The organism is Variovorax sp. VNK109 (assembly GCF_049445855.1).
Classification (GTDB): Bacteria; Pseudomonadota; Gammaproteobacteria; order Burkholderiales; family Burkholderiaceae_C; genus JAGOCV01.
Genome location: NZ_JBMSDV010000001.1, coordinates 874,932 through 899,650 on the forward strand (window position 1 = coordinate 874,932; position 24,719 = coordinate 899,650).

Below are 24,719 nucleotides of genomic sequence, written 5' to 3' on the forward strand. Positions count from 1 at the left end.
TGCCTGCGTGAATTTCCCCCGTGCCGCACAAGCACGCGCCGTCGCCTGTGCGGCTCTTGTTTCAGGCACCTTCCCTTTCTGCTGGCCTCAAGCGGTGTGGGCGCAGGACAGCGCCGCGCCGCCCGCACGCGTGACACCTTCCGTCACGCCGCAGGGTGCTGTCGGAACGAAGGACGCCGTGGTCGAAGCCGCAGCGTTCGACATCGAGGTCCGCGCGCCAGACGACGTGCGCGAAATGCTCGAAAAGCACATGGAGTTACAGCGCTATCGTGCTGTTACCGACATCGACGAAGCCGAACTCGCGCGCCTGGTCACGCTGGCGACGCGCGACGTCCGCAACCTCCTGGGCACGCTCGGCTACTTCAACCCGCAGGTCGACATCCATCGCGAACAGCGGCCCGCACGCCCCGCAGTCATCGTGGACGTTCAGCCGGGTACTGCAACGGTGGTGCGCGCCGTCGAATTGCGCTTCTCCGGCGCGATTGCCACGGAGACCGGCCGCGAAGAAGCGCCTGCAATCGCGCAGCGTGAGGACATCCGCCGCCTGTGGACGCTGCCGCAAGGCCGCCGGTTCACACAGGACGGCTGGGACAACGCGAAGGCTTCCGCGCTGCGACAGCTCACCGTCAAGCGCTACCCGTCCGGCCGCATCTCCTCGAGCCTGGCGGACATCGACGCCGACACCGGCAGCGCGCGGCTGGATGTGACGATGGAGTCCGGCCCGCTGTTCCGGCTGGGCGAGACGAAGGTCAGCGGCATGGAGCGTTACGACCCGCTCATCGTGCCGCGTCTGGCGCGCATCGAGCCAGGCGAGATCTACGACCAGGCGCGCCTGAACGATGCGCAGCAGCGACTGACGAGCAGCGGCTATTTCGACTCCGCGTACATCTTCATCGACCCCGATGCAGACCCGAATGCAGCGCCGGTGCAGGTGCAGGTGCGCGAAGCACCCATGAAGAGGGTCGTCCTCGGCGTCGGCATCACCACCGACAGCGGGCCGCGCGCGTCCATCCAGCACACGCACAACCGCGTGCCCGGCATCGGGTGGCGCGTCACCAACACGCTGCAGGCCGAGCGCAAGTCGCCGCACGCGCAGACCGACTGGCTTGCGCCGCCCGGCGCGGACGGCTGGCGCTGGGGCGCACTTGGCCGTGCCGAACGCCTCGATGACGACCAACTGCTCACTTATGCACAGCGCCTGCGCTTCGGCCAGAGCAAGAACGAAGACGCGATCGACCGCAACATCTACCTGCAGTACGACCGCGCCAACGTGCTGCCCTCGCCTTCGGCACGCGCCGTGGTGGACGATTCGGACCTGGGCGATGGCTCGGCGATCACCGCCAACTATGTGTGGACCGGCCGGTACTTCGACAGCCTGCCCTTCCCGTCGCGCGGCTATGGCCTGGGCCTCGAACTTGGCGTCGGCACCACGCTAGGCAACGAGAACAAACCCTTCACACGCGTGCTCGGCAGCTGGCTCAGCGTGCTGCCGATGGGCGAGCGACGCGGCCGCCTGGCCATGCGCGCGCAGGCCGGCGCCGTGATCGCAGCAGACAGCGCACGGCTGCCGGGAACGCAGTTGTTCCGCACCGGCGGTGACAGCACGGTCCGCGGTTATTCGTACCGATCCATAGGCATCGAGGTGCCAGGCGGCATCGTGCGGCCGGGCCGCTACATGGCGGTAGGCAGTGTCGAATGGCAGCGGCCGATCTACAGCGACGGCCTGCCGACCGATTGGGAACACACAGTATTCATGGACGCCGGTGCCGTGGCCGATTCGGTGGGCTCGCTGCGGCCGAAAGTCGGCATCGGCACCGGGGCACGCTGGCGCAGTCCGGTGGGGCCGCTTCAAGTCGACGTGGCTTACGGCGTCGAGACGAAGAAGCTGCGCTTGCACATGAGCGTGGGGTTCGTTTTCTGATGGCAACCACCGCGGCTCCCCAGAAACGGCAAGGTCTGGCGCGCGTGCTACGCTGGGCAGCGGGCACGGTCGGCGTGCTGGTGGCAGCCGGCGTTGCCGGCGTCACGGGCCTGTGGTGGTGGGCGGGTCAGGACGGATCACTTGCCACCGCATGGCGCCTGGCTGCGCGCTGGGCGCCCGATATGCAAGCCCTGCAACTGCGCGACGTGACCGGTGCATTGCGCGGCGACGGCCGCATCGGCCTCGTCGTCTGGGAACAGGACGGCCTGCGCGTCGAGGCGCACGAAGTGACGCTGGCCTGGCAGCCATACGGGCTGCTCGCGGGCACGGTGCAGCTCGATCGCCTCGGCGCACAGCGGGTCGGTGTTGCCGACAGCCGCGCGCCATCCACGACGCAGGCCACACCGCCCGTGTCGCTCGCCTTGCCCATCGGCGTCGCCGTCGGCACGCTGAGCGTCGGCCAACTGCAGTGGCAGGGCAGGCCCGCGTTCGAGGCGCGCGAGCTGCGCGCCACCTATCGTTTCGACGGCCTGCGTCATCGCGTGGGCATCGACAACGTCACCGTCGCGCAAGGCAGCTACAAGGGGCAGGCCTCGGTTGGCGCGCGCGGCGCGATGCAGCTCGACGCTGAAATCGCGGGGGTGCTGGGCACGACGGTTCCAGGCGCGAACACCCCCACCACGCTCACGGTCGAGGCGCGCATCAACGGCCCACTCACGGAACTCGAGATCGACGCGAATGCCGTGGCGAGCACCCCGGCGTCGTCCGCCGCCAAATCGCAGGACACGCCGCGCGCCACCCTGAAAGCCCGCGTGACGCCCTGGGCTCCGCAACCCGTGCAGCATGCGCAGGCGACATTCCGCGAACTCGATCTTGCAGCATTCTGGCCCGGCGCGCCGCAAACACGCCTGAGCGGCGACGGTCACGTTCGGCCCGACCCTGCGCATCCGGACTCCTGGACACTGGCGACCACGCTGGACAACGACCTGCCCGGTCCGATCGACCAGAACCGCGTGCCCGTCGAGCGGCTCGAAGGCCATGGCGAATGGCGCAATGGCGTCGGCCTGGTGCGTCAACTCGATGCGCGACTCGCTGGCGGCCGTCTCACCGCCAGCGGCGAATGGACCGATGCGACGCGGCTGGCGTGGAAGCTCCGCGCGCAGGCACGAGGTATCCAGCCCCAGCGTGTGCACGGCGCCATGGCTGCGCTGCCGCTCGATGCGGAGGCGAACGCCAATGGCGCCGGGTCTTCGACCAACTTCGACGTGAAACTCGCCACCGCCACGCTCGAGGGCCCATCGAAGGCCGGCGATGCTGCGACTGCCAACGCACGCGCATTGCGACTGCGTGAAGCGCGCGCACAAGGCAGATGGGCCGATGGCCTGCTCACGCTGGACACATTGCTCGTACGCGCAGACGACGCGCGCATCGATGCAGCGCTGCGCGTGCGGCCCGCCGCGCCCTCCGTCGAAGGCCGCGCAACCATCACGGCCCCCGGAGCCCGCATCGACGCGAGCGGCAGCGCCGGCCCGGCTGCCGGGAACGGGCAACTCGACGCCGATGTCGCCAACGCTGCACAACTTCTCGCCTGGCTGTCGCGCATTCCGGCCCTGGGCGACGCCATACGTGGCATCGACGGCGGCGTCGACATCCGAGGGCAGGCGAACCTGGGCCTCCGCTGGCAGGGCGGATGGCGCGATCCCGCCGTGCAGGCCCGCTTGTCCGCACCGTCGCTGGACCTGCGGATGGGCGAAGGCGCCGCATGGGAATTGCGCGCCGCCGAATTCGGCGCGAACGGCAAGCTGGCCGACGCAACGCTTTCGCTTCGCGGACGCCTGGCACGCGGCACGCAGCGCATGACGTTGCAAGCCGCGGCGCAAGGTGGCCTGACGGGTTTCACTTCGGCCGTGGGCACGCCGTGGGACCCCGGCACCTGGACACGGCTGCCCTGGCAACTGCGCGTGGGCGCACTCGACGCCTCGATCGAAGAACCCGCACTGGGGGCCGGCACATGGCGCGTCACGCTGCGCGGACCCGTGGCGTTGCGCGGCCAGGACCGCACTTCGTTCGAAGCGGGCGCGGGCGAGGCGACGCTCGCCGCGCCCACGTCTTCGACGCCACCTGCCGTCATCGCCTGGCAACCGGTGCGATGGCGTGCGGGCGAGCTCACCACGGCAGGCCGCGTGACGGGCCTGCCCATGGCCTGGCTCGAGCTCATCGCCGGTCAGCAGATGGCGGGGCTCGGATTGACCGGCAACCTCGTGTTCGACGGCAGCTGGGATGCCGTGCTGGCCGACAGCCTGCGGCTGAAGGCGAGCCTTGCGCGCAGCAGCGGCGACGTCACCGTGCGCGCGGAAGACGGTGCGGGTTCCGCCACGCGCGTGGCTGCGGGCGTGCGCACGGCACGCGTCGACGTGGAGAACGAAGGCGAACAGTTGCGCGTCGCATTGCATTGGGACAGTGAGCGCGCGGGCACGGCGCAAGGACGACTCGGCACGCGGCTGGCCCGGCAACCCGCCGACCCGCAAACTGCCAACGCCGGCGGCTGGACATGGCCGTCGGACGCGCCCCTCAGCGGCCATCTGCGCGCGCAGTTGCCGCGCATCGGCGTGTGGTCCGTGCTCGCGCCGCCGGGCTGGCGACTGCGCGGATCGCTGGGTGCGGATATCGCCATCGCAGGCACACGTACCGCACCGTCGCTGCAAGGCAGCCTGCAGGCCGACGACCTGGCGCTGCGCTCGGTGGTGGACGGAATCGAGTTCGGCAACGGCCGGTTGCGTGCACAGCTCGAGGGCACGCGCATCCGAATCACCGAATTCCTGCTCGAAGGCGCGGGCGACAAGGGCGCGGGCGGACAACTCGTCGCGCAAGGCGAAGCAGGCTGGATCGACGGCAAGGCACAGGCGCGGCTGCAGGCGCAGGTGCGCAAACTGCGCGCGAGCATCCGCACCGACCGGCAGCTCACCGTGTCGGGCGACATCGTGGCCGAACTCGCGGGCCGCGACGCCAGACTCACCGGCAAACTGCTCGTCGATCAGGCCAACATCCTGTTGCCCGATGAAAGCAAACCAGCGCTGGGCAGTGACGTGGTGGTGCGCAGCGGCACCGCCGTCGCATCGGGCGAGAAGGCGCCGGAGCGCACCGCACCCGAGACCGCAACACCGAAGGAAAGCGGCAAGCTCGCCATGGACGTGCGCATCGACCTCGGCCGCGACTTCCGCATCCAGGGCCGTGGCATCGACACGCGCGTGGCCGGCGAGCTGGAACTCACCGGCAGCTCGCTCGCCTCACCGCTGCTCAACGGCTCGGTGCGCACCATCGGAGGTCAGTACCGCGCGTACGGCCAGCGGCTGGACGTGGAGCGCGGCGTGGTGCGCTTCGCCGGTACGCCCGACAACCCCACGCTCGACATCCTGGCCCTGCGCGCCAACATGCTCTCGGACCAGAAAGTCGGCGTGCAGATCACCGGCACGGCGCTGCTGCCGCGCGTGCGGCTCTACGCGTCACCCGACATGAGCGATGCGGAAAAGCTGTCGTGGCTGGTGCTCGGCCGCTCGTCCGCCAGCGGCGGCGCAGAGGCCGCATTGCTGCAACAGGCTGCCCTCGCCCTGCTGGGCAGCCGCAATGGCGCGATGTCCGGCGGCCTGGCGTCGGCACTGGGGCTGGACGAGCTTTCGGTTCGCGGCTCATCCACCAGCGAGTCCGGCCAGACGGTCGAAGGCGCCGTCACCTTGGGCAAGCGCTTCTCGCGCAATTTCTACGCGGCGTACGAACGCAACCTGTCGGGCGCGCTCGGCACCCTGTACGTGTTCTACGACCTCTCGCGCCGCTTCACCCTGCGCGCCCAGACCGGCGAGACCAGCGCAGTTGATCTGATCTACACGCTGAGCTACGACTGAGCGCCAACGCAAGCGCAATACAATTCTGCGTCCGCTCCTCGTAGTTCAATGGATAGAACGAGTGCCTCCTAAGCGCTAGATACAGGTTCGATTCCTGTCGAGGGGACCAGTAGAAAATGTCACCTCAACAACGGCTCACCTGTCAGGCAACACATTCGCTCGCCGTCGGAGTGCTCCTACCCGCCGACTGAACACGCTGCGGTCCTACGCCCTGGCCCGCACCATGCCGACGATTGCAGAATCCAGAGTGCCGATGATCGAACCATTCAAATCCGCTGGAGTTGTGCCATGCGTCCGATCATCGCCATCTGTTCTTTTTGCCTGGCTGCCGCAACAGTCGCCGCTTGCGACCCGACCACGCCCAAGTCGCCGACGCCTTCTGCGCTCGCCCAGCAATACTGAAGCAATATGGCCACCCGCCGGGCGAGTTCCCTTTCGTTGCTGTCCAGCTTCCTTGGCGCAACACGGCACATCACCCGAGCGCCTCGTCCCAAATTCATCAAGACATTTCAACAGTTGCTGCGCAAGGCCACGCCACCAGCGGCGAAAGAGCGCCCTGCCGCCGGCCGTGGAAAAATGGCGCGGCGGTTCCTTCAGTGGGAGGGCAGCAGACGGGCGTACTGGCTGTACGAGCCGGAGTTCCAGGCCGGGTCCCCCCTGCCCCTCGTGGTGATGCTCCATGGCTGCCAGCAAGATGCGAAGGACTTCGCGCAAGGCAGCCACATGAACAAGCTGGCGGAGCACTACGGGTTTGCCGTGGCTTACGCTGAACAGACCCAGCGCGCCAACAGGATGCGATGCTGGAACTGGTTTGCCCGCCATCATCAAGGCCAGTCCGGGGAGTCGGCGTTGATCAGCGCCCTGGCACTGGACGCGGCACGCAAGGCGGGAGCCGATGCCTCCTGCATCTACCTGGCCGGCATGTCGGCGGGTGGCGCGATGGCGCTGGTTGCAGCCCATGCGTACCCCGATGTTTTTGCAGCCGTCGCCTGCCATTCCGGTGTGCCGCTGGGCGCCGCATCGAACGCCTACGAAGCGCTGCGCGTGATGCGTCACGGGCCCTCAGGTGTCGTCTCCACGCCGTCGGTGTTTGTGCCGACCATCGTCTTCCACGGCAGTGACGACACCTTGGTCCATCCTGTCAACGCAGCCCGGATTGTGGACGCCGCATTGCGCGCAGCTTCGAAGTCGACGGGCGGACAACTCGTCCCTCTTCCATGGCCTGCGCAGGCCGGTGCATCCGGCAGCAACGAAGTCACGGTCTCGCGCTGGGTCGATCGTCAAGGACGTGTGCAGGTGGAATCCTGGTCGATCGGCGATATGGGACATGCCTGGGCAGGCGGTTCAGATGCCGGCAAGTTCACGGCCCGGTCGCCCGTGGATGCTTCAGAAGCAATGGTCGCTTTCTTCCTGAGCCACAGGCGATCGCCGCGGTAGACTGCGCCCACCATGTCCGCAGCCCAGACCCAGCCTTACATCCCGAAGTTCGAAGTCCTGCCGCGTGACCTGTCGGCTTACAAGACGGGCAACACGGGCATCGACTACGTCCACCGCTTCGAATCCGGCAAGCCCGGACCGCACGTGCTGGTGAATGCACTCACGCACGGGAACGAGATCTGCGGCATGGTCGCCGCCACGCACATCCTCGACGCGGGGCTGCGGCCGAAGATCGGTACGCTGACGGTGAGCTTCGCCAACGTGGCCGCGTACGAGTCGTTCGACATCGAGCATCCGTTCAAGAGCCGGCAACTGGTGCACAACCTCAACCGCGTCTGGTCGGCGGCAGAGCTGGACGACGCGACCGACAGCCCCGAACTGCGCCGTGCACGCGAACTGCGGCCGGTCGTGGCCGCGGCAGATCACATCCTGGACATCCATTCCACTTCGCAACCCGTCGTGCCCTTCTGGGTCTACCCGGCCCATGCGCGCAATGCCGCACTGGCCACCGCCATCGGCCGCCCGCCGGTGCATCTGGTGATGCCGCGCGGCCTGGGCTCGGGCACGCCGCTCATCCAGCACGGGGCGCACGGCGATGCGCAGAGCACGGCCGGCGCGGCGGTGGTCGTGGAGTGCGGCCAGCATTTCGCGCAGTCTGCTGCCGACCTGGCGACTGACGTGGCGCTGGCATTCATCGCGCACTTCGGTTTGACGGACCCGCACCCGGCTGCTGCCGCCGCTCAGCCGCAGCGGCGATTCGAGTTGCTGGAGACGCACGTCATCAAGTCGATGGATTTCCACTTCATCAAGCCGGTGATCGGCTTCGAGGTATTCGCAAAAGGCGAGCTGATTGCGGTGAATGGCACGGAGAACATCGTCGCACCCTGCGACGATTGCACCGTCTTCATGCCCTCGCAGGATGTGGTGCTCGGCAAGGAAGCGTGCTATCTCACGCGGCCGGTATCGTCCTGAGCCGGATCGCGGGGAAGATGCGGCATCACACCATCGACGGAGAATTCATGCGCGCCGCAGTCCTGTCCTTCTCGCTTTGCCTGTTCGCCGCAACGTCCGCCCTTGCACAGACGGCGTTCTCCTGGCGCGATTCGACGGCCGATGAACAACGCCTCGATGCCATCGCGTTCGAGGGGTTCGACAAGGGCATCGCCGAAGGCATGGGTGATGTGCAGAGCGTGGTGGTCGTGCTGCAAGGGCGCACCGTCTACCAGTATTACCGCGATGGCAACCCCGACACACTGCGCGACATGCAGTCCGTGACCAAGAGTGCGCTGGCTGTGCTGATGGGAATCGCCATGCAGCGCGCGCAGATCACATCGCTCGACCAGCGCGTGCTGGACCTGATGCCGCAATGGCAGTCCCTCAATGCAGATCCGCGCGCACAGGCAATCACGCTGCGTCACCTGCTCTCGATGACATCCGGCTTCGCCGTGCAGGACGCCACCGGCATTGCGCCGCCGCTCCCGCCTGCGCAAGCATGGGCGAGACCGTTGCGTGGCCAGCCCGGCCAGCTCTTTGCCTACGACAACAGCATGCCCGTGATGGTCGGGGCCATCCTGGAGAAGGTCACCGGGCGCTCATACGTCGACTACGCGAGCGAGCACCTGGTGAAGCCTCTCGGGATGAAAGAACCTTCGTACGCCCGGGGGCTTGTGTCCATGCGCACGATCGACATGGCACGACTCGGGCAACTCGTCCTGCAGGACGGCCGCTGGGGCAATGAAGTGTTGCTGCCTCCGAGTTTCGTCGCAGACATGGTCAAGCCGCACAGCGCAGGGGGGCCGCCTGCCGGCCTGCCGTACGGGCTGTTCTGGTGGGTGCCCTCGGGAACGACATACTTTGCCAGTGGCTATGCGGGGCAACTGGTCATGGTGCACCCGCCGCTCGACCTCGTGATCGCCGTGACATCGACCGTATCGGTTGGCAGTCAGGAGCGTGGTCAGGCCACCCGGCTCGCGCGCGGCCGTCTTTTCAAGGCAGCGCAGAAGCGCCTGGAGATGAAGTAGCCCCGGGCAGTGCTATGCGGGCATGTACACCGCTCGATGGTGCGACGCCGGGGCCTTGAAACTGAAAAGCCCGCATGGGTTTCATGCGGGCTTCGGGAATTGGTCGTGGGCTCTTACGCGACCCACGTTACGGCACATTCACATGCTGGAGAACTTGTTGTTTTTCTCGTCGGAAGCTCTCTCTGCGACGTGCCGCCGTGAGATACGGCTTTGCCTGGCCAGGCATCCGGCAGAGGCCGCAAATGCGTGTTGCACATGTAGCGGCGTGTCGGCGAGGCGCGATTGTAGCAGATATATGGATGGACATCCAGTCCTTATCCGCGCGCAGCCTCCTGGCGGGAGCGGAGCGTCCGGCTGAGCAGCAGCACGGGGATCAGCCCCACCATCACGAGCGCGAGCGACGGCAGCGCGGCTTCGCCCAGGCGTTCGTCGCGCGCGAGCTGATAGGCCACCACGGCCAGCGTGTCGGTGTTGAAAGGGCGCAGCACCATGGTGGCGGGCAGTTCCTTCATGACGTCGACGAAGACGAGCAGCGCCGCCGCAGCCGTGGTGCGCCGCAGAAGCGGCCAGTGCACGCGCGCGAGCAGACCGGTCGCGTTCGCACCGAGCACGCGCGCAGAATCGTCCAGGCTCACAGGAATGCGTGCATAGCCGCTTTGCATGGACTGCAGCGCCACCGCCGAGAAGCGCACGAGATACGCCCACACGATGCCGACGATGGTCGCCGTGACCAGCCCGCCCGCACCGGATTGCGGCCATGCCGATTGCATCCAGCCCACGGGCAGCAACAAACCGACGACGATGACCGCGCCAGGCACTGCATAGCCCAGGCTCACGAGCTGCGTCACGCCGCGCGTGACCACGTCGGGCGCGCGACGCACCGCAAACGCCAGGCCCAGCGCGAGCATCACGGCCAGTGCCGAGCTGATGGCGCCGAGACGCACGCTGTTGAAGGCCCAGTCGATGAAACGGTCCCACGGCAGCACGGACCAGTCTGCAGCCAGAGGTCGCAGCATGAAGAGCACCGGGAGCGCGAAGCCCATGAGCACGGGCAGTGCGCAGACAAGCCACGCCACGGCAAGCGGCCCGCCGCGCAGCCGCACGGGTCGTGCTTCAGCGGAACCCGCGCGCGCGCCACGGCCCGCCGCAAAACGCATGCGCTTTTGCGCGCCCTGCTCCAGCCGCAGCAGCACGATCACCACGATGAGCAAGACAGTCGCAAGCTGCGCGGCGGCGATCCGGTTGTCCATGGACAACCAGGCCTTGTAGATGCCGGTCGTGAAAGTCTGGATGCCGAAGTAGCTGGACACACCGAAGTCCGCCAGCGTTTCCATGAGCGCGAGCGCCACGCCCGCGGCCACGGCAGGCCGCGCCAGTGGCAACGCGATGCGCAGGATGCGGCGCGACAGCGGTGCACCGAGCAGCCGTGCAGCCTCCATCAGATGGGCGGCGCGCTCACCCAGCGCCGCACGCGCGAGCAGGTACACATACGGATAGAGCGCGAAGATGAACACCCACGCCGCGCCGCCGACGCTGCGCACTTCAGGCAGCAGGCGACCCCGCAGGCCGAAAGTCTCGCGCATCCACACCTGCAGCGGGCCGCTGAACTGCAGGAAGTCGGTGTATGCATACGCCACCACGTAAGCGGGCATGGCCAGCGGCAGCAGCAGCAGCCACTCGAAGGTGCGGCGGCCCGGAAAATCGAACAGCGTCACAGCCGCGCCCGTCGCCATGCCCAGCACTGCGGCACCGAAGCCGACCATCAGGCAAAGGCGAAGGCTGGTCCACGCGTAGTCGGGCAATACGGTGCGCGACATCCCGGAAAGGATCTGCGCGGTCTCCTCGTTCCACTGCAGCCACGAGCCGAGCACGGCCAGCACCGGCAGCGTGATCACCAGCCCCACGAGCAGCAGGAGAACGGGCTGCAGCCTGCGCTGCTGGGGAAAGGACATGGATCGGAAGGCCTCGCGGCGCTCAGTGCAAATGAGAATTGTAAGCATCTGACATCTACAATGGCCGCATGTTCCTGGAAGTCTCGCAACTGTCGGTGCGCTACCCTGGCCGGCAGAAGCCTGCCGTGGATGCCGTTTCGTTCGGCCTCGCGGCTGGCGACATCGGCGTGCTGATCGGCCCTTCGGGCTGCGGCAAGACCACCCTGCTGCGCGCCGTGGCCGGCCTCGAAGCCGTGGCCGGCGGCGACATCCGCCTTGCAGGTGACGTGGTCGGCAGCCCGCAAGGCCAGATGCCGCCCGAGACGCGCCGCATCGGCATGGTGTTCCAGGACTACGCACTCTTTCCGCATCTGGACGTCGGCCGCAATGTCGGCTTCGGCATCCATCACCTGCCGCGTGCCGAACGCACCGCCCGCGTGGCCGAGGTACTCGCGCTCGTGGGCCTTTCGGGCATGGAGGCGCGGCATCCGCACGAGCTTTCCGGCGGCCAGCAGCAACGCGTCGCGCTGGCGCGTGCACTGGCGCCCCGCCCCCGCCTGCTGCTTCTGGACGAACCCTTTTCCAACCTCGATGTGGACCTTCGCGAGCGGCTCGCGCACGAAGTCCGCACCATCCTCAAGCAGGCGCAGACCACGGCGCTCTTCGTCACGCACGACCAGATGGAAGCCTTCGCCATCGGCGACGCGATCGGGGTCATGCACGAGGGCCGGTTGCACCAGTGGGCCGATGCGTACACGCTCTACCATCGACCCGCGACGCGCTTCGTGGCGGACTTCATCGGCCATGGCGTGTTCACGCCGGCCATGGTGCGCGATGAGGCTGGCCGCGTCGTGGTGAGCACGGTGCTCGGTGAGCTTGCCGACGTGGGCCATCATTCGAACGGCGGCCATGGCCACGACGGCACCGGCCAGCACGACCTGCTGCTGCGTGCCGACGACATCGTGCACGACGACGCGGCGCCGGTGAAGGCGCAAATCCTGCGCAAACTGTTCCGCGGTTCAGAATTCCTCTACACGTTGCGTCTGGCCAGTGGCGAAGTCGTGCTGGCCCACGTGCCCAGTCACCACAACCACCAGATCGGCGAGTGGATCGGCATCCGGCCGCAAATCGACCACGTGGTCACCTTCCCGCGCGGCTGATCGCCACGCAACTGCCGCCGGTCAGAGTTTGCGCAGGCTGTCCACCTGCGCGTGCATCAGGCGTGACAGCGCACGTCGATCGCCTTGCGGCTCGCAGGGCTCGCCGAAGTTGACCACCGCCACGATGGGCGGTGCGGTCAAAGTGCGCCAGATGGAGCCGATCAAGGTCTCGTCGCCGATGTAGCTGGGCGCGAAGCTCGTCTCGCCCGTCGCTGCGTCCACGAAACGCATGCCCACGGGCTGCAGTGGCGCCGGCGCGGAAATGGCCGCCTGCATCAGGTTCGCGTGGAAAGGCAACATCGCACGCCCATCGCCGGTCGTGCCCTCGGGAAACACCGCGACCACATCGCCCCCACGCAGGCTGTCGGCCATGTGATGCACGACGCGCAGCGCATCCCGCCGCGATTCGCGCTCGATGTAGAGCGTGCCGGCGCCGGTGGCGAGACGCCCGATCAGCGGCCAGTGCTTCACATCGGACTTGGAGACGAAGCGGCAGTGCCGCGCCGCGTGCATGACCAGGATGTCCAGCCACGAGATATGGTTGGCCACCAGCAGCGCCGGCCCGCTCACGGGCGGCTGGCCCGTGACCTTCAGCGTGATGCCGAGGATGCCCAGCATCTCCGCGGCCCAGACCTGCACGCGCAGGTTGCGCTGGTGCTGCGTCATGCGCGGGAAGCGCACGATGATGATCGCGAGCCCGCGCAGCACATGGCCGAAGCCGATGAGCATCCGCCAGAGCGCGCGCAGGCCCTTCACGTTACGTTCACGCTGCGTTCGTGGCCTGCTCGTAGGCGAAGTGCCCACCGACAAGCGTGCAGCGCACGCGGCCCGGCAGCTCGTATCCGCCGAAGGGGGTGTGTTTGCCCTGGCTCTGCAAGGCATCGGCCGTCACAGTCCACTCCGTGGCGGCATCGAAGATGCAGAGATCGGCCACGCCGCCTTCGGCCAGTCGCCCCGTGCTGGCCTGCAGTGTTCCGAGTGCTGGCGCAAGCACGCGCGCCGGTTCGCTCGTCAGCACGGCCAGCGCACGCGTGAGGCCCACTCCGCTTTCCTGGCCCCACTTGAGCGCGAGGCTGAGCAGCAGTTCGAGCCCGGTGGCGCCAGGCTCGGCTTCGGCGAAGGGCAGCGTCTTGGCATCCTCGTCCACCGGTGTGTGGTCGGAAACCAGCGCATCGACCGTGCCATCGGCCAGACCTTCGCGCAGCGCGTCACGATCGCGTTGCTGGCGCAGAGGCGGGTTCAGCCGCGCACGGCTGTCGAAGAAGCCGATGTCGGCATCGGTGAGGTGCAGCGAGTTGATGCTCACATCGCAAGTCACCGGCAGCCCGGCATCCTTCGCTTCGCGCACGAGTTCGAGGCCGGCCGCGCTGGAGATGCGGCACAGGTGCACGCGTGCGCCGGTGACCTTCACGAGTTCGAGGATGGTGTGCAGCGCGATGGTTTCGGCGATCACCGGCACGCCGGCGAGACCCATGCGCGTGGCCAGCGGTCCGCTGGCGGCGACGCCCTTGCCCAGGTACATGTCCTGCGGGCGCAACCACACGGTGTAGCCGAAGGTCGCGGCGTACTGCAGTGCGCGTTGCATCACCTGCGTGTTGGCCAGCGGCACCTCGGCCTGGCTGAAGCCGACGCAACCCGACTCGGTGAGCTCGGCCATCTCGGTCAGTACTTCACCCGCGAGATTGCGGGTGAGCGCGCCCAGCGGGAACACGCGCGACTGGTGCAATTTCTCGGCGCGGAACTTGAGCATTTCCACCAGGCCCGGCTCGTCGAGCACGGGGTCGGTGTCGGGCGGGCACACGAGGCTGGTGACGCCGCCGGCCACGGCCGCGGCCATTTCGCTTTCCAGCATGCCTTCGTGCTCATGGCCCGGCTCGCGCAACCGTGCCGCCAGGTCCACCAGCCCGGGAGCGACGATGCAGCCGGTCGCGTCGATGGTGCGGTTCGGCGCGAATTCCGCAGGCGCCGAACCGATGCTCACGATGCGGCCGGCGGCGATCGCGATGCTGGCGACGTCGTCGAAGTTGGAGGCCGGGTCGATCACCCGGCCGTTCTTGATCAGGATTTTCATGCGTGCTCCCTCACGTTGCCGGCCACGATGCTCATCACCGCCATGCGCACGGCGATGCCGAAGGTCACCTGCGGCAGGATCACGCTCTGCTTGCCATCCACCACGGCAGAGTCGATCTCCACCCCGCGGTTGATCGGCCCCGGGTGCATGACGATGCAGTCCGGCTTGGCCAGCTGCAGCTTCTCCGGCGTGAGGCCGTAACTCTTGAAGAACTCCTGGCTGGACGGCAGCAGCGCGCCACTCATGCGTTCGTTCTGCAGGCGCAGCATGATGATCACGTCGCAGCCCTTGATGCCTTCTTCGAGGGTATGGCACACGCGCACGCCCATCTGCGCCATGTCGCCGGGCACCAGCGTGCGCGGGCCGACCACACGCACCTCGGCGCAGCCGAGCGTCGTGAGCGCATGGATGTCCGAGCGCGCCACGCGCGAGTGCAGCACGTCGCCGACGATGGCGACGGTGAGGTTGGAGAAATCCTTCTTGTAGTGCCGGATGGTGTACATGTCCAGCAGGCCCTGCGTAGGGTGCGCGTGGCGGCCGTCGCCCGCATTCACCACGTGCACGTGCGGCGCGACGTGCTGGGCGATGAGGTAGGGCGCGCCGCTCTCGCTGTGCCGCACCACGAACACGTCTGCCGCCATGGCCGACAGGTTGGCGATGGTGTCCAGCAGCGACTCGCCCTTGGACGCCGACGAGCGTGCGATGTCGAGTGTGTAGACGTCGGCCGACAGCCGCGTGGCCGCGATATCGAACGTGGTGCGTGTGCGCGTGCTGTTCTCGAAGAACAGGTTGAACACGCTCTTGCCCCGCAGCAGCGGCACCTTCTTCACCTCGCGATCATTCACGCTCACGAAGTTGACTGCCGTGTCCAGGATGTGCGTGAGGATGTCGCGCGGCAAGCCTTCGATGGACAGCAGGTGCGTCAGCTCACCATGCTGGTTGAGTTGGGGATTGCTTCGGGATGGCATTGTTATTGGTCTTCCACATGAAAACTGAACCGGCCCGCATCGTCGCGGGCCAGCGCCAGCAGTTGCCCGGCAGGCAGCGCCACACGGGCAGCGGCGTAGTCGGCCTGCACCGGCAATTCGCGTCCACCGCGGTCCACCAGCACGGCCAGCGAGATGGACGCAGGGCGTCCGTAGTCGAAGATCTCGTTGATGGCAGCGCGGATGGTGCGGCCGGTGTAGAGCACGTCGTCCAGCAGCACGATGCGCGCGCCGCCCACCTCGAAGGGCAGCTTCGTCTGGCCGCCGGACGACAGGCCGCGCTGCGCGAAGTCGTCGCGGTGCATGGCCGAGGAAATGATGCCGGGCTGCCCGGCCAACGACAGGTCTTTCTGCAGGCGTTCGGCCAGCCAGGCACCCCCCGAGGTGATGCCCGCCAGATGGACCGGTCCGTCGCCCGCCAGGAGGTTGCGCACGCCGCGCAGCAGCTCCAGGTAGAGCGCTTCCGCGTCCAGGGTCAAACTGCTCATGGGATGTTCCTCAGGAATTGCTCCAGGATGATGCAGGCCGAGGCTGCGTCCAGGTCGGCGCTGCCACCGGCGGCCGCCTCGGTCGTACTGTAGCGCTCGTCCACTTCATACACCGGAAGGTTGAAACGCCCGCGGAGCTGGCGCGCGAATTTCCGCGCGCGCGCGGTGTTCTCGTGCTCGGCCCCGTCGGGATGGAAGGGCACGCCCACCACCAGCGCGTCAGGCTGCCACTCGCGGATGCGTGCGCCCACGGGCTCGAAGCGCGCATCGCCCTCGGCGCGGATCGTGCCCTGCGGCGTGGCGGTGCGCAGCATGCGGTTGCCGGTGGCAACGCCTGTGCGCTTGGCGCCGTAGTCAAAAGCCAGGAAAGATTGCAGATGGGGGGGAACGTCGGGCACGGCGGGCGTGCTCATGTTCAGGCGTGCCCCGCGTCAGGCGAGAGCATCCACGACTGCAGGCCCAGCAAGGCCAGGGCGCGGTCGTAGCGTTGCTCGATGGGGGTGTCGAAGATGACGGCCGGGTCGGCCCCCACAGTCAGCCAGCTGTTCTCGGCCAGTTCGGATTCGAGCTGGCCCTCGCCCCACGAGGAATAGCCCAGCGAGACCAGCACCTTGCGCGGACCCGCGCCGGTGGACAGGGCTTCCAGCACATCCTTGGAGGTGGTCATTTCCAGACCTGCGCCTTCGATGAACATGGTGGACGCGTAGACCGCTTCGGAGCTGTCTTCCCCGGCAGAAATGGCCTCGTGCAGCACGAAGCCGCGTTCGGTCTGCACCGGGCCGCCCTGCAGCACGGGAGCTTCCTTCAGGTCGCTGCGGTGAAGGGGGAGTTCGACCTTCTCGAACAGGTTGCGCAGGTTGATGTCGCTGGGCTTGTTGATCACCAGCCCCAGCGCGCCGCGCTCGCTGTGCTCGCACAGGTAGACGACGCTCCTGGAGAACACCTCGTCCTGCAAGCCCGGCATCGCGATCAGGAAGTGATGCGTCAGGTTGATGGAGGAGGCAGAATCGGCAGGCATGCCCGCATTTTAGACGGTGCACACCCGGACGGTTATGGACAAACCTTATGCCCGTGGGCTCATGTGGTTCCGGCGCGATCTGCGCGCCGATGACAATGCCGCGCTCTACCACGCGCTTCGCAACTGCCGCGAAGTGCTCTGCGTGTTCGTGCTGGACAAGGACATCCTCGATCCGCTGCCGCGCGAGGACCGGCGCGTCGAATTCATCCGCGAGTCGCTTGTCGCGCTCGACGCGGACCTGCGCAAGCTGGCCGGCCGCGCGGGTGCCGGGCTCGTCGTGCGGCATGCATCGGCCGTGGCGGAAATTCCCCGTCTCGCCCACGCGCTGCAGGCCCAGGCCGTTTTCGCCAACCACGACTACGAGCCGTCGGCCATCGAGCGGGACGCACAGGTCTTCGGCAAGCTTGCCGAGGAAGGCGTGGTGCTGCAGACCTACAAGGACCAGGTGGTCTTCGAGCGTGAGGAAGTGCTCACCCAGACCGGCAAGCCCTACGCCGTCTTCACGCCGTACAAGAAAGCCTGGCTCGCCAAGGTGAACGAGTTCTACCTGCGCCCCTATCCCGTGGAGAAATACGCCGACGGGCTTGCGACTCGCCCGGGCGACTGGCAGCAGGATGTGCCGGGCCTGAAAGACATCGGCTTCAAGACCAGCAACCTTGCGGAACTGCCGATCCCCACAGGCAGCGCAGGGGGCCGCGAACTGTTCGAGGATTTTTTCGACCGCATCGACCGCTACGACGAAACACGCGACTTCCCTGCCGTGAAGGGGCCGAGCTACCTCAGCGTGCACCTGCGCTTTGGCACGGTGTCGATCCGCAAGCTGGCGGGCACGGCCTGGCAGCTCACGGCGCAGGGCAGCCGCGGCGCGGCCACGTGGCTGTCCGAGCTGGTCTGGCGCGACTTCTACTTCCAGATCCTTGCCAACTTTCCGCATGTCGCCACGCCCGGCCCCAAGGGCCTGGCCCACAGCTTCCGGCCCGAATACGACAAGATCCACTGGGAGCAGGGCAAGCATGCGGACGCCATGTTCAAGGCCTGGTGCGAAGGCCGCACCGGCTATCCGCTGGTGGACGCGGCCATGGCGCAGATCAACCAGAGCGGCTACATGCACAACCGGCTGCGTATGGTCGTGGCCAGCTTCCTGTGCAAGGACCTGGGCCTCGACTGGCGGCGCGGCGAAGCGTACTTTGCCGAAAAACTCAACGACTTCGACCTGTCGGCCAACAACGGCGGCTGGCAATGGGCCAGCTCCAGCGGATGTGACGCGCAGCCATGGTTCCGCATCTTCAACCCGGTGAGCCAGAGCGAGCGCTTCGATGCCGAGGGCAAGTTCATCCGCAAGTACCTGCCACAACTCGCGGGGCTTTCGGACAGCGTGATCCATGCACCATGGAAAGCGAGTCCTGTCGAGCTGGAGGCCGCTGGCGTCCGCCTGGGAGACAACTACCCCCGGCCGGTGGTCGACCACGCGGTGGCGCGCGAACGGACGCTCGCGCGCTATGCGGTGGTCAAGAGCGGAAAAACGCCTGAAAAACAAGCGCCGGAGAAATGAAAGCTCACGCCTCCACTGTGCCCAGCGCGTAGCGACGCACCAGGCTCAGCAGTTCTTCTTCCGAATACGGCTTGCCCAGGTAGTGGTTCACGCCCAGCTGCATGGCGTGTTCGCGGTGCTTCTCGGCAATGCGCGAGGTGATCATGATGATCGGCAATTCGCGCAGGCGCTCGTCGTTGCGGATGTTGCGCGCGAGGTCGAAGCCGTCCATGCGGGGCATCTCGATGTCCGACAGCACCACCATCGGCTTTTCTTCCTGCAGCCGCTCCAGCGCCTGCAGACCATCCGCCGCGAGCGACACGCGATAGCCTTCGCGCTGCAGCAGGCGCTGCGTCACGCGGCGCACGGTGATGGAATCGTCCACCACTAGCACCAGCGGCACCTGCGGCGGCGCCGACACGGCGGGCACAACCGCCTCGCCTCCCGCAGCGGCCGCCACCTGCGCCAGCATCTCGGGTTGCGCGTAGTCTGCGCTCATGCTGCGGGCCAGCGCGCCGTACACGGCGGCCAGCGCCACCGGGTTGTAGATCAGCACCACGGCACCGGTGGACAGCACGGTCATGCCGGCCAGACCCGGCAGGCGCGCAAGCTGCGGCCCGAGGTTCTTCACCACCACTTCCTGGTTGCCCAGCACTTCATCCACATGCAGCGCAACGCGCTGCTGTGCGCTGCGGAACACGACGACCTGCGACGTCTTGGCCGTCGGGTCGGTGCTGCGCGCAGAAGCCTGCAGCAACGCGCCGGACCAGAAGAACGGGACGTCCTCGCCGCCGAACGGATACGTGCTGCTGTTGTATGCCTGCTCGAGCTCGCGGCTCGGCGCGCGGCGCACCAGTTCCACGAGGTTCGACGGCACGCCGATCGACTGGTTGCCCATGCGCAGCATCACGACCTGCGTGACAGCCGTCGTCAACGGCAGCACGAGACGGAAGCTGCTGCCCTGGCCGGTGCGCGTGCTGGTTTCGATACGGCCCCCCAGCGCGTTCACTTCGGAACGCACCACGTCCATGCCGATGCCCCGGCCGGCCAGTTCGGAGACCTGCGTCGCGGTGGAGAAGCCGGGCATGAAGATCAGCGACGCGGCTTCCTGCTCGCTCAGTTCCTGGTCGGGCGAGATGAGTCCCTGTGCGATGGCCTTCTCGCGGATGCGTGGCAGGTTCAGGCCCGCACCGTCGTCGCGGAATTCCACCGACACGTCGTTGCCCTCCTGCCGCACGTCCACCACGATGGTGCCGCTGGCATCCTTTCCGGCAGCGGTGCGGTCGTCCGGCAATTCGACGCCGTGGGCCACGCAATTGCGCAGCAGGTGCTCGAACGCGGGCGTCATGCGGTCCAGCACGCCGCGGTCCATCTCGATGGAGCCGCCGGTGATGTCCAGCTTGACCTGCTTGCCGGCATCCTTGGACGCCTGGCGCACCACGCGGTACAGCCGCTCGGAAATTCCTTCGAACTCCACCATGCGCGTGCGCAACAGGTCGCGTTGCAGTTCGCGCGTCTGGCGCGCCTGTGCGTTCAGGTCGTCTTCCGTCGCCTGCACGGTGCGCTGCAGGGTGCGCTGCACGGTGGCCACGTCGTTCACCGACTCGGCCATCATGCGCGTGAGTTCCTGCACGCGGGTGAAGCGGTCGAACTCCAGCGGGTCGAAGCCCTGCTGCGAGTCCTTGGCCTGCGCGAGACGCGACTGCATCTGGCTTTCGGCCTGCACTTCGATGTCACGCAGTTGCTGGCGCAGGCGGTCCAGGTTGCCGGTCAGGTCGCCGAGCGACGAGCGCAACTGGCCGAGTTCGGACTCCAGCCGCGAACGCGTGATGATGACCTCCCCGGCCTGGTTGACCAGGCGATCGAGCAGTTGCGAACGCACGCGCACGGCCTGTTGCGAGGACGCACGCAACGGGGCGAGACTGCTCGTGGAAGCGGGCACCACAGCCCGCACAGGCGTCGGCGCGGTCACGGCACTGACACCCGGCGGCACGGAAGACGGGGCCGGTGCAGCCCCATCGGGCACGGGCTCTGCATCCATCACCGGCGCGTGCGGCTGCGCGGCCTCGATGGCCTGCGCTTCCTGTGCCTGCGTGTCGGCCATGCGCAGCGCTTCGAAGGTCTGCTGCATCACGTCGAAGCGGCCTTGCAGCGCTTCGATCCATGCAGCCGGCGGCACTTCCTGGGAACCGAACTGCTCGATGCGCGACTCCATGTTGTGCGTCATCTCGCCCAGGCGCAACGCACCCGCCAGGCGTGCACTGCCCTTGAGCGTGTGCAGGTTGCGCAGCGTCTCGACGCGCGCACCCATGTTGTCCGGGCGCTCGGCCCACTGGCGCAGCGCGCCCGCCAGGCGCGGCAACAGTTCGATGGCTTCTTCTTCGAAGATCGGGAACAGGTCGGCGTCGACCGCGTCCACCGCATCGATCACATCGTCGTCTTCGTCCTGCGTCTCCGACGGCGCTGCGAACACGGCCGCAGGAGCCACGTAGCCGGGCTCCACGAGCGCAGGTTCGGGCTGCTTTCCGGCAAGCGGCTCCTCCACGGTGCCGAAAAACGAATCGGACGCTTCGGCGTGCGGGACTGGTTCGATCGGCTCCAGCACGGGCGGGGCCTGCGTGTCGTGGATCTCGTAGATGCCCTCGTCCAGCGGCGGCATCTCGGTCTCGGGGCCACGCATGTCCACCGGTGTCGCGCAGACCTCGCGCAAGGCTTCGAGCAGGGGTTCGGACGGTACCTTCAGGAAGCCGGCCGCAAATTGATGCAGCAGGCGGCGGATTTCCTCGGCCGCCTCGGTGAACACCTCGGCCTGCTGCTGCGTCCCGGACGATTGCAGTTGCACGTGCTGCAGCGCCGCCTCGAACAGGCGCGCCAGCGCGGACAGGGCCTGGAAGCCGACGGTGGCAGAGCTGCCCGCCAGCGAATGCGCGAGCGCCACCGTCGAGTCCGAGACCGGACGCGGCAACTCCATCGACCACTCGGTCACCTCCGTCACCAGACGACGCGACCATTCGTCGGCTTCGTTAAGGTAGACGTTGTAGAGCGGGATGCTGATGCGCAGTGAACCGATGACCTTGGTCTGTTCGTCGAAACTTTCTTCCGCAGGTGCGGACACCGGGGCAGCAGGCGCGGCATCTCCGGATTCGGCGGCTTGTGCGCCGGCCACGTCGGAGACGGCGGCCAGGCTGGCAAAGTCGATTCCCTGGATGTCCAGCGGCGCCGCATCGGGGGACAACGCAGACTGCGGGTCCACGGCAGGCTCTGCCGGGGTCTCGGTGTGGCGGAAGTCCGTGGGCGGGTACGAGTCGGCGAACACAGGCGCGTTTTCGACCACGGTTGCGGGTGTCTGCGCAGCGGCTTCTTCGGGCCAGCGCGTGGGTTCGAAATCTTCCAGTACGACGACGGTGGCGTCGTCCACCGGCACCGAACCATCGTCCAGCGGGACGTCTTCACCGAACAGCGCGTCGACGTCGACGTCAGCCTGCACCGGCTCGGGTACCTGCGCGGGCATCGGGTCCTGTGCCGGCAATTCGGGAGGGCGTGTCTCGGAGAAGTCCGACACCGGCGGCAGGTCGAACGGCGGCGGCGAAAAAGCCGTGGCGTCGAACGAAAAATCGCCAGCAGGCGCAGCCTGCTCGATCACGTCGAAACTCATCGCGGTGATCTCGGCGCTGTCGGCTTCGAGCTGGGGTTCGAACTGCGGCGCAGCGGGCGCGACGTCGACGGGCGACGCAGCGTCGGCCGGAATCTCCGAATCGATGACGCCGTGTGCGGGCGTGGCGATCGGAACCCGCTGCGAATCCATGCGCATGGCATCGCCGGCGGCGCGGAAGGTGTCGGCACGCCAGCCCTGCGCAGCGCCCGCGGCAATGTCCTCGACCCATTCGCCGAACGCGTTCATCGCATCGGTCGACAGGCCCAGCAGGTCGGCGGTGACGGGCTTCTGTTCCGCCAGCCATGCATTGAGCACCTGCTCCATCGACCAGGCGGCCTCGCCGAACTCGGTGAGGCCCACCATGCGCGAGCTGCCCTTGAGCGTGTGGAACGCGCGGCGCAGTGTGGTCTGCTGGTTCAGGTCTTCCGGCGATTGCGCCAGCGCCTGCAAAGCGGCAAGACCGGTCTGCACCACTTCGCGCGCTTCTTCCAGGAAGATGTCCTGCAAGTCGTCTTCGTCGATGTCGCTCTGCGTGCTGACGACAGGCGCGGGCGGCGGCGGCGCGGTCACGGCGGCTGCGAGATGGCTCAGTGCCTCGCTGGCCTGCTTCGCGTCGGGCACCGCTAGCGCCTGCGTCGCCTGCTGGACCGAACGGGCCAGATCGCTCTGGTCGGCCAGTTCGGCCTGCGAGGCCAGCGTCTGCAGGCGTTGCGTGATGTCGTTGTCGGGCAACTGGCCCGCGCTGACTTCCTGCACGGCAGCCTGGACGACCGTCTGTACCTGCTGGTCCAGCGTGACAGGCGCGGGGGCTTGCGATACCGCAGCCTCCGTCTGGCGGCCCATCAGCGGCTTGAGTTCGCCGGCGTCGGCGTCGTAGACGAACAGCTTCTTGGCCAGCGCAGGCTGGTAGTTCAGCATGTCGATCAGGAAGCCGAGCGCGCCCAGGTTGTTGCCGAGCTTCTCGAAGGTGCCAGCCGCACGTGCGCGCGCTTCATCCACCTCGGTGATCAGGATTTCCTCGACGCTGTCGCGCATGCGGAGCACGGCCTGCGTGGCATGGTCCAGGCCCAGCACCGACAGGACGCCGCGCATCTGCGACAACTCGCCCGGCACGCTGCGCAGCATGCTCTTGTCCGCCGGATTGCGGAAGAACGAATCCATCGCCTTCTCGAGCTCGCCCAGGTGCGTGCGCAATTCGCCGACCACGGTGCCCATGGTCTGGCGATCGCTCACGCGGCGGTAGAGATCTTCCATCCAGTGCTCGAGCGGGCGCGGCTGGCCACCCATGCGCACGCCTTCGAGGCGCTCGGCCAGTTGCGTCGCGCGGATCTCGAGTTGCGGGTCCGCCGGATCGAGGTCTTCGAACGCGGCTTCGAGGTAGAGCACGCTGGTGGCCACTTCCATCGCCAGCTCGGCTGGCGGCGGCTTGCCGCTGCGCGCCGTGGTGTCGATGGCACGCGAGAGCGCCTGCGCCATCGGCGCGCTCGGGGGGTAGATCTTGAGCAGCGACTCGGTGACAACGCCGAAAGCATCGGTCAGGTTGCGCAGCTTGCCGGCATCGCCGCCGGACAGGCCGGACCAGAGTTCCTTCGCCGCTTCGATGCGCTTGCGCGCGAGCGCCAGCACGGCGGGATCGAACAAGCCGTATTGCGGGCGCAGGTAGTTGACCGCCGGTCGCGTGGGCAGACGCCAGGCTTCGCGAACGGCCGACAGCGTCGGCGCGATCTGCCCGGCAGCGGGAACCGCCTGCGCGCAGAAAAACAGCAGGTCCTGCGCGAGCCGCTCGGACACCGACGGGTCGCCCTTGGCAAGCGTGGTGTACTGCAACAGGATGCGCGAACCGGCGCGCTTGGTGTACAGGTCCTGCGGCAGCAGGCCGAGTGCCACCGCCTCGAAGTACGCGGCTGCCAGCATCCAGAAAGCGCCGGCACGCGTGGCACCTTGTGATTGCGACAGGCCCAGGCACAGGTCATGCAGTTCGCGCGCGGCCGCAGCATCGCCGGTCTTGACGACACGAAGCACCAGCGGGTCGAGCCGACCACGCACTGCGGCGTCATAGCCGAGCGATTCACCGCCTGCCGGCACTTGCGGTTGTTGCCAGTGCCACGGCTGCGGCCACAGGTCGGCCGGGTGCACGCGGTCGGCACCGGCAATTTCCTGTGCTTCGCGGTACTGGGGGAACAACGCGACAGGCGTCACGGACTTGCCGGACACCACGCCATCCAGGAATTCCGCCATCGCGAAGCCGCCGTGCTCGATGCGCGATGCGGCCTCTTCGGTGCACAGCTCGGGCTGCAGCAGCAGGCGCTCACCCGCCGATTCCATGGCGGCGACGAGGCGCGACGCCTCGACCTGCCCCACCATCAGCAGCGCACCGGCGGCCTGGTGCAGTTGCTGGCGCGCCAGGCGAAGCTGGCCGGCGTCGGGCTCGGGGCCGTTGCCAGCACGTGCGGCCTCGGACTCGCGCGCATATCGCTTGAACGATTTGCCCGCGGCGTCGAGCGATTTGCGCACCTCGTCGCGTATCCACGCGAGCGGGCCCAGGTCCTGCGACTCAGGGTCGATGTCGGGGGCGGCGTTGGGGCTGGTCTGCATCATGAT

15 protein-coding genes and 1 tRNA gene are annotated in these 24,719 nt (G+C 67.5%); 8 read left to right on the plus strand and 8 right to left on the minus strand.

Annotated features, from left to right (window positions below; genetic code table 11):
- Nucleotides 1-7: 7 nt before the first annotated feature.
- The 6 genes from ACO2Q9_RS04335 to ACO2Q9_RS04360 all read left to right on the plus strand — a co-directional run bounded on the left by ACO2Q9_RS04335 (nucleotide 8) and on the right by ACO2Q9_RS04360 (nucleotide 9,278).
- A complete protein-coding gene (locus ACO2Q9_RS04335) occupies nucleotides 8-1,921 on the plus strand; it encodes an autotransporter assembly complex protein TamA (RefSeq protein WP_423308661.1) in 1,914 nt (637 codons plus the stop codon).
- Entirely contained in the window at nucleotides 1,921-5,820 is a 3,900-nt protein-coding gene (locus ACO2Q9_RS04340; RefSeq protein WP_423308663.1) for a translocation/assembly module TamB domain-containing protein, read from the plus strand. Before ACO2Q9_RS04335 ends, ACO2Q9_RS04340 begins: the two co-directional genes overlap by 1 nt.
- A gap of 34 nt (nucleotides 5,821-5,854) precedes the next feature.
- A tRNA-Arg gene (locus tag ACO2Q9_RS04345) sits at nucleotides 5,855-5,929 on the plus strand.
- A 299-nt stretch (nucleotides 5,930-6,228) separates the two neighbouring features.
- A complete protein-coding gene (locus tag ACO2Q9_RS04350) occupies nucleotides 6,229-7,257 on the plus strand; it encodes an alpha/beta hydrolase family esterase (protein WP_423308665.1) in 1,029 nt (342 codons plus the stop codon).
- A gap of 12 nt (nucleotides 7,258-7,269) precedes the next feature.
- Nucleotides 7,270-8,229, plus strand: coding sequence for a succinylglutamate desuccinylase (locus ACO2Q9_RS04355; protein ID WP_423308667.1), 960 nt, complete (start codon nucleotides 7,270-7,272; stop codon nucleotides 8,227-8,229).
- A gap of 47 nt (nucleotides 8,230-8,276) precedes the next feature.
- Nucleotides 8,277-9,278 (plus strand): serine hydrolase domain-containing protein, encoded by a 1,002-nt coding sequence (locus tag ACO2Q9_RS04360; protein WP_423308669.1) that lies wholly within the window; start codon nucleotides 8,277-8,279, stop codon nucleotides 9,276-9,278.
- 314 nt (nucleotides 9,279-9,592) lie between these two features.
- Here ACO2Q9_RS04360 and ACO2Q9_RS04365 read toward each other — a convergent pair whose 3' ends face one another.
- Nucleotides 9,593-11,230: an ABC transporter permease gene (locus ACO2Q9_RS04365; protein WP_423308671.1), complete on the minus strand. Its 1,638-nt coding sequence runs from the start codon at nucleotides 11,228-11,230 to the stop codon at nucleotides 9,593-9,595.
- 68 nt (nucleotides 11,231-11,298) lie between these two features.
- Here ACO2Q9_RS04365 and ACO2Q9_RS04370 point away from each other — a divergent pair, with 68 nt between their 5' ends.
- Nucleotides 11,299-12,369 (plus strand): ABC transporter ATP-binding protein, encoded by a 1,071-nt coding sequence (locus ACO2Q9_RS04370; RefSeq protein ID WP_423308673.1) that lies wholly within the window; start codon nucleotides 11,299-11,301, stop codon nucleotides 12,367-12,369.
- 21 nt (nucleotides 12,370-12,390) lie between these two features.
- Here the strand turns inward: ACO2Q9_RS04370 and ACO2Q9_RS04375 are convergent, their stop codons facing one another.
- Genes ACO2Q9_RS04375 through ACO2Q9_RS04400 form a run of 6 tightly spaced genes read right to left on the minus strand, consistent with a single transcriptional unit; the run spans nucleotide 12,391 to nucleotide 16,932 of the window.
- Nucleotides 12,391-13,125 (minus strand): lysophospholipid acyltransferase family protein, encoded by a 735-nt coding sequence (locus ACO2Q9_RS04375; protein WP_423308675.1) that lies wholly within the window; start codon nucleotides 13,123-13,125, stop codon nucleotides 12,391-12,393.
- A gap of 7 nt (nucleotides 13,126-13,132) precedes the next feature.
- Entirely contained in the window at nucleotides 13,133-14,440 is a 1,308-nt protein-coding gene (locus tag ACO2Q9_RS04380; protein ID WP_423308677.1) for a dihydroorotase, read from the minus strand.
- Nucleotides 14,437-15,408: an aspartate carbamoyltransferase catalytic subunit gene (locus tag ACO2Q9_RS04385; RefSeq protein WP_423308679.1), complete on the minus strand. Its 972-nt coding sequence runs from the start codon at nucleotides 15,406-15,408 to the stop codon at nucleotides 14,437-14,439. Before ACO2Q9_RS04385 ends, ACO2Q9_RS04380 begins: the two co-directional genes overlap by 4 nt.
- A gap of 2 nt (nucleotides 15,409-15,410) precedes the next feature.
- Nucleotides 15,411-15,914 carry a bifunctional pyr operon transcriptional regulator/uracil phosphoribosyltransferase PyrR gene (gene pyrR / locus ACO2Q9_RS04390; protein ID WP_423308682.1) on the minus strand — a complete coding sequence of 168 codons (504 nt, stop codon included), beginning with the start codon at nucleotides 15,912-15,914 and terminating at the stop codon, nucleotides 15,411-15,413.
- Nucleotides 15,911-16,327 carry a Holliday junction resolvase RuvX gene (gene ruvX, locus ACO2Q9_RS04395; RefSeq protein ID WP_423308684.1) on the minus strand — a complete coding sequence of 139 codons (417 nt, stop codon included), beginning with the start codon at nucleotides 16,325-16,327 and terminating at the stop codon, nucleotides 15,911-15,913. The genes pyrR and ruvX overlap by 4 nt, the downstream gene beginning before the upstream one ends.
- Nucleotides 16,328-16,329: 2 nt before the next feature.
- Nucleotides 16,330-16,932 carry a YqgE/AlgH family protein gene (locus ACO2Q9_RS04400; protein WP_423308686.1) on the minus strand — a complete coding sequence of 201 codons (603 nt, stop codon included), beginning with the start codon at nucleotides 16,930-16,932 and terminating at the stop codon, nucleotides 16,330-16,332.
- 34 nt (nucleotides 16,933-16,966) lie between these two features.
- On the opposite strand from ACO2Q9_RS04400, the gene ACO2Q9_RS04405 reads away from it, so the two are divergent.
- A complete protein-coding gene (locus ACO2Q9_RS04405) occupies nucleotides 16,967-18,484 on the plus strand; it encodes a cryptochrome/photolyase family protein (protein ID WP_423308688.1) in 1,518 nt (505 codons plus the stop codon).
- Nucleotides 18,485-18,488: 4 nt separating this feature from the next.
- Here the strand turns inward: ACO2Q9_RS04405 and ACO2Q9_RS04410 are convergent, their stop codons facing one another.
- Nucleotides 18,489-24,716, minus strand: coding sequence for an Hpt domain-containing protein (locus tag ACO2Q9_RS04410; protein WP_423308690.1), 6,228 nt, complete (start codon nucleotides 24,714-24,716; stop codon nucleotides 18,489-18,491).
- Between the last annotated feature and the right edge of the window lie 3 nt (nucleotides 24,717-24,719).

Bases quoted from the DNA above. Each gene is read 5' to 3' on its own strand.
- ACO2Q9_RS04340 (WP_423308663.1), top strand. From the start codon at position 1,921: ATGGCAACCACCGCGGCTCCCCAGAAACGGCAAGGTCTGGCGCGCGTG.
- ACO2Q9_RS04350 (WP_423308665.1), top strand. From the start codon at position 6,229: ATGGCCACCCGCCGGGCGAGTTCCCTTTCGTTGCTGTCCAGCTTCCTT.
- ACO2Q9_RS04355 (WP_423308667.1), top strand. From the start codon at position 7,270: ATGTCCGCAGCCCAGACCCAGCCTTACATCCCGAAGTTCGAAGTCCTG.
- ACO2Q9_RS04360 (WP_423308669.1), top strand. From the start codon at position 8,277: ATGCGCGCCGCAGTCCTGTCCTTCTCGCTTTGCCTGTTCGCCGCAACG.
- ACO2Q9_RS04365 (WP_423308671.1), bottom strand. From the start codon at position 11,230: ATGTCCTTTCCCCAGCAGCGCAGGCTGCAGCCCGTTCTCCTGCTGCTC.
- ACO2Q9_RS04370 (WP_423308673.1), top strand. From the start codon at position 11,299: ATGTTCCTGGAAGTCTCGCAACTGTCGGTGCGCTACCCTGGCCGGCAG.
- ACO2Q9_RS04380 (WP_423308677.1), bottom strand. From the start codon at position 14,440: ATGAAAATCCTGATCAAGAACGGCCGGGTGATCGACCCGGCCTCCAAC.
- ACO2Q9_RS04385 (WP_423308679.1), bottom strand. From the start codon at position 15,408: ATGCCATCCCGAAGCAATCCCCAACTCAACCAGCATGGTGAGCTGACG.
- pyrR (WP_423308682.1), bottom strand. From the start codon at position 15,914: ATGAGCAGTTTGACCCTGGACGCGGAAGCGCTCTACCTGGAGCTGCTG.
- ruvX (WP_423308684.1), bottom strand. From the start codon at position 16,327: ATGAGCACGCCCGCCGTGCCCGACGTTCCCCCCCATCTGCAATCTTTC.
- ACO2Q9_RS04400 (WP_423308686.1), bottom strand. From the start codon at position 16,932: ATGCCTGCCGATTCTGCCTCCTCCATCAACCTGACGCATCACTTCCTG.
- ACO2Q9_RS04405 (WP_423308688.1), top strand. From the start codon at position 16,967: ATGGACAAACCTTATGCCCGTGGGCTCATGTGGTTCCGGCGCGATCTG.
- ACO2Q9_RS04410 (WP_423308690.1), bottom strand. From the start codon at position 24,716: ATGATGCAGACCAGCCCCAACGCCGCCCCCGACATCGACCCTGAGTCG.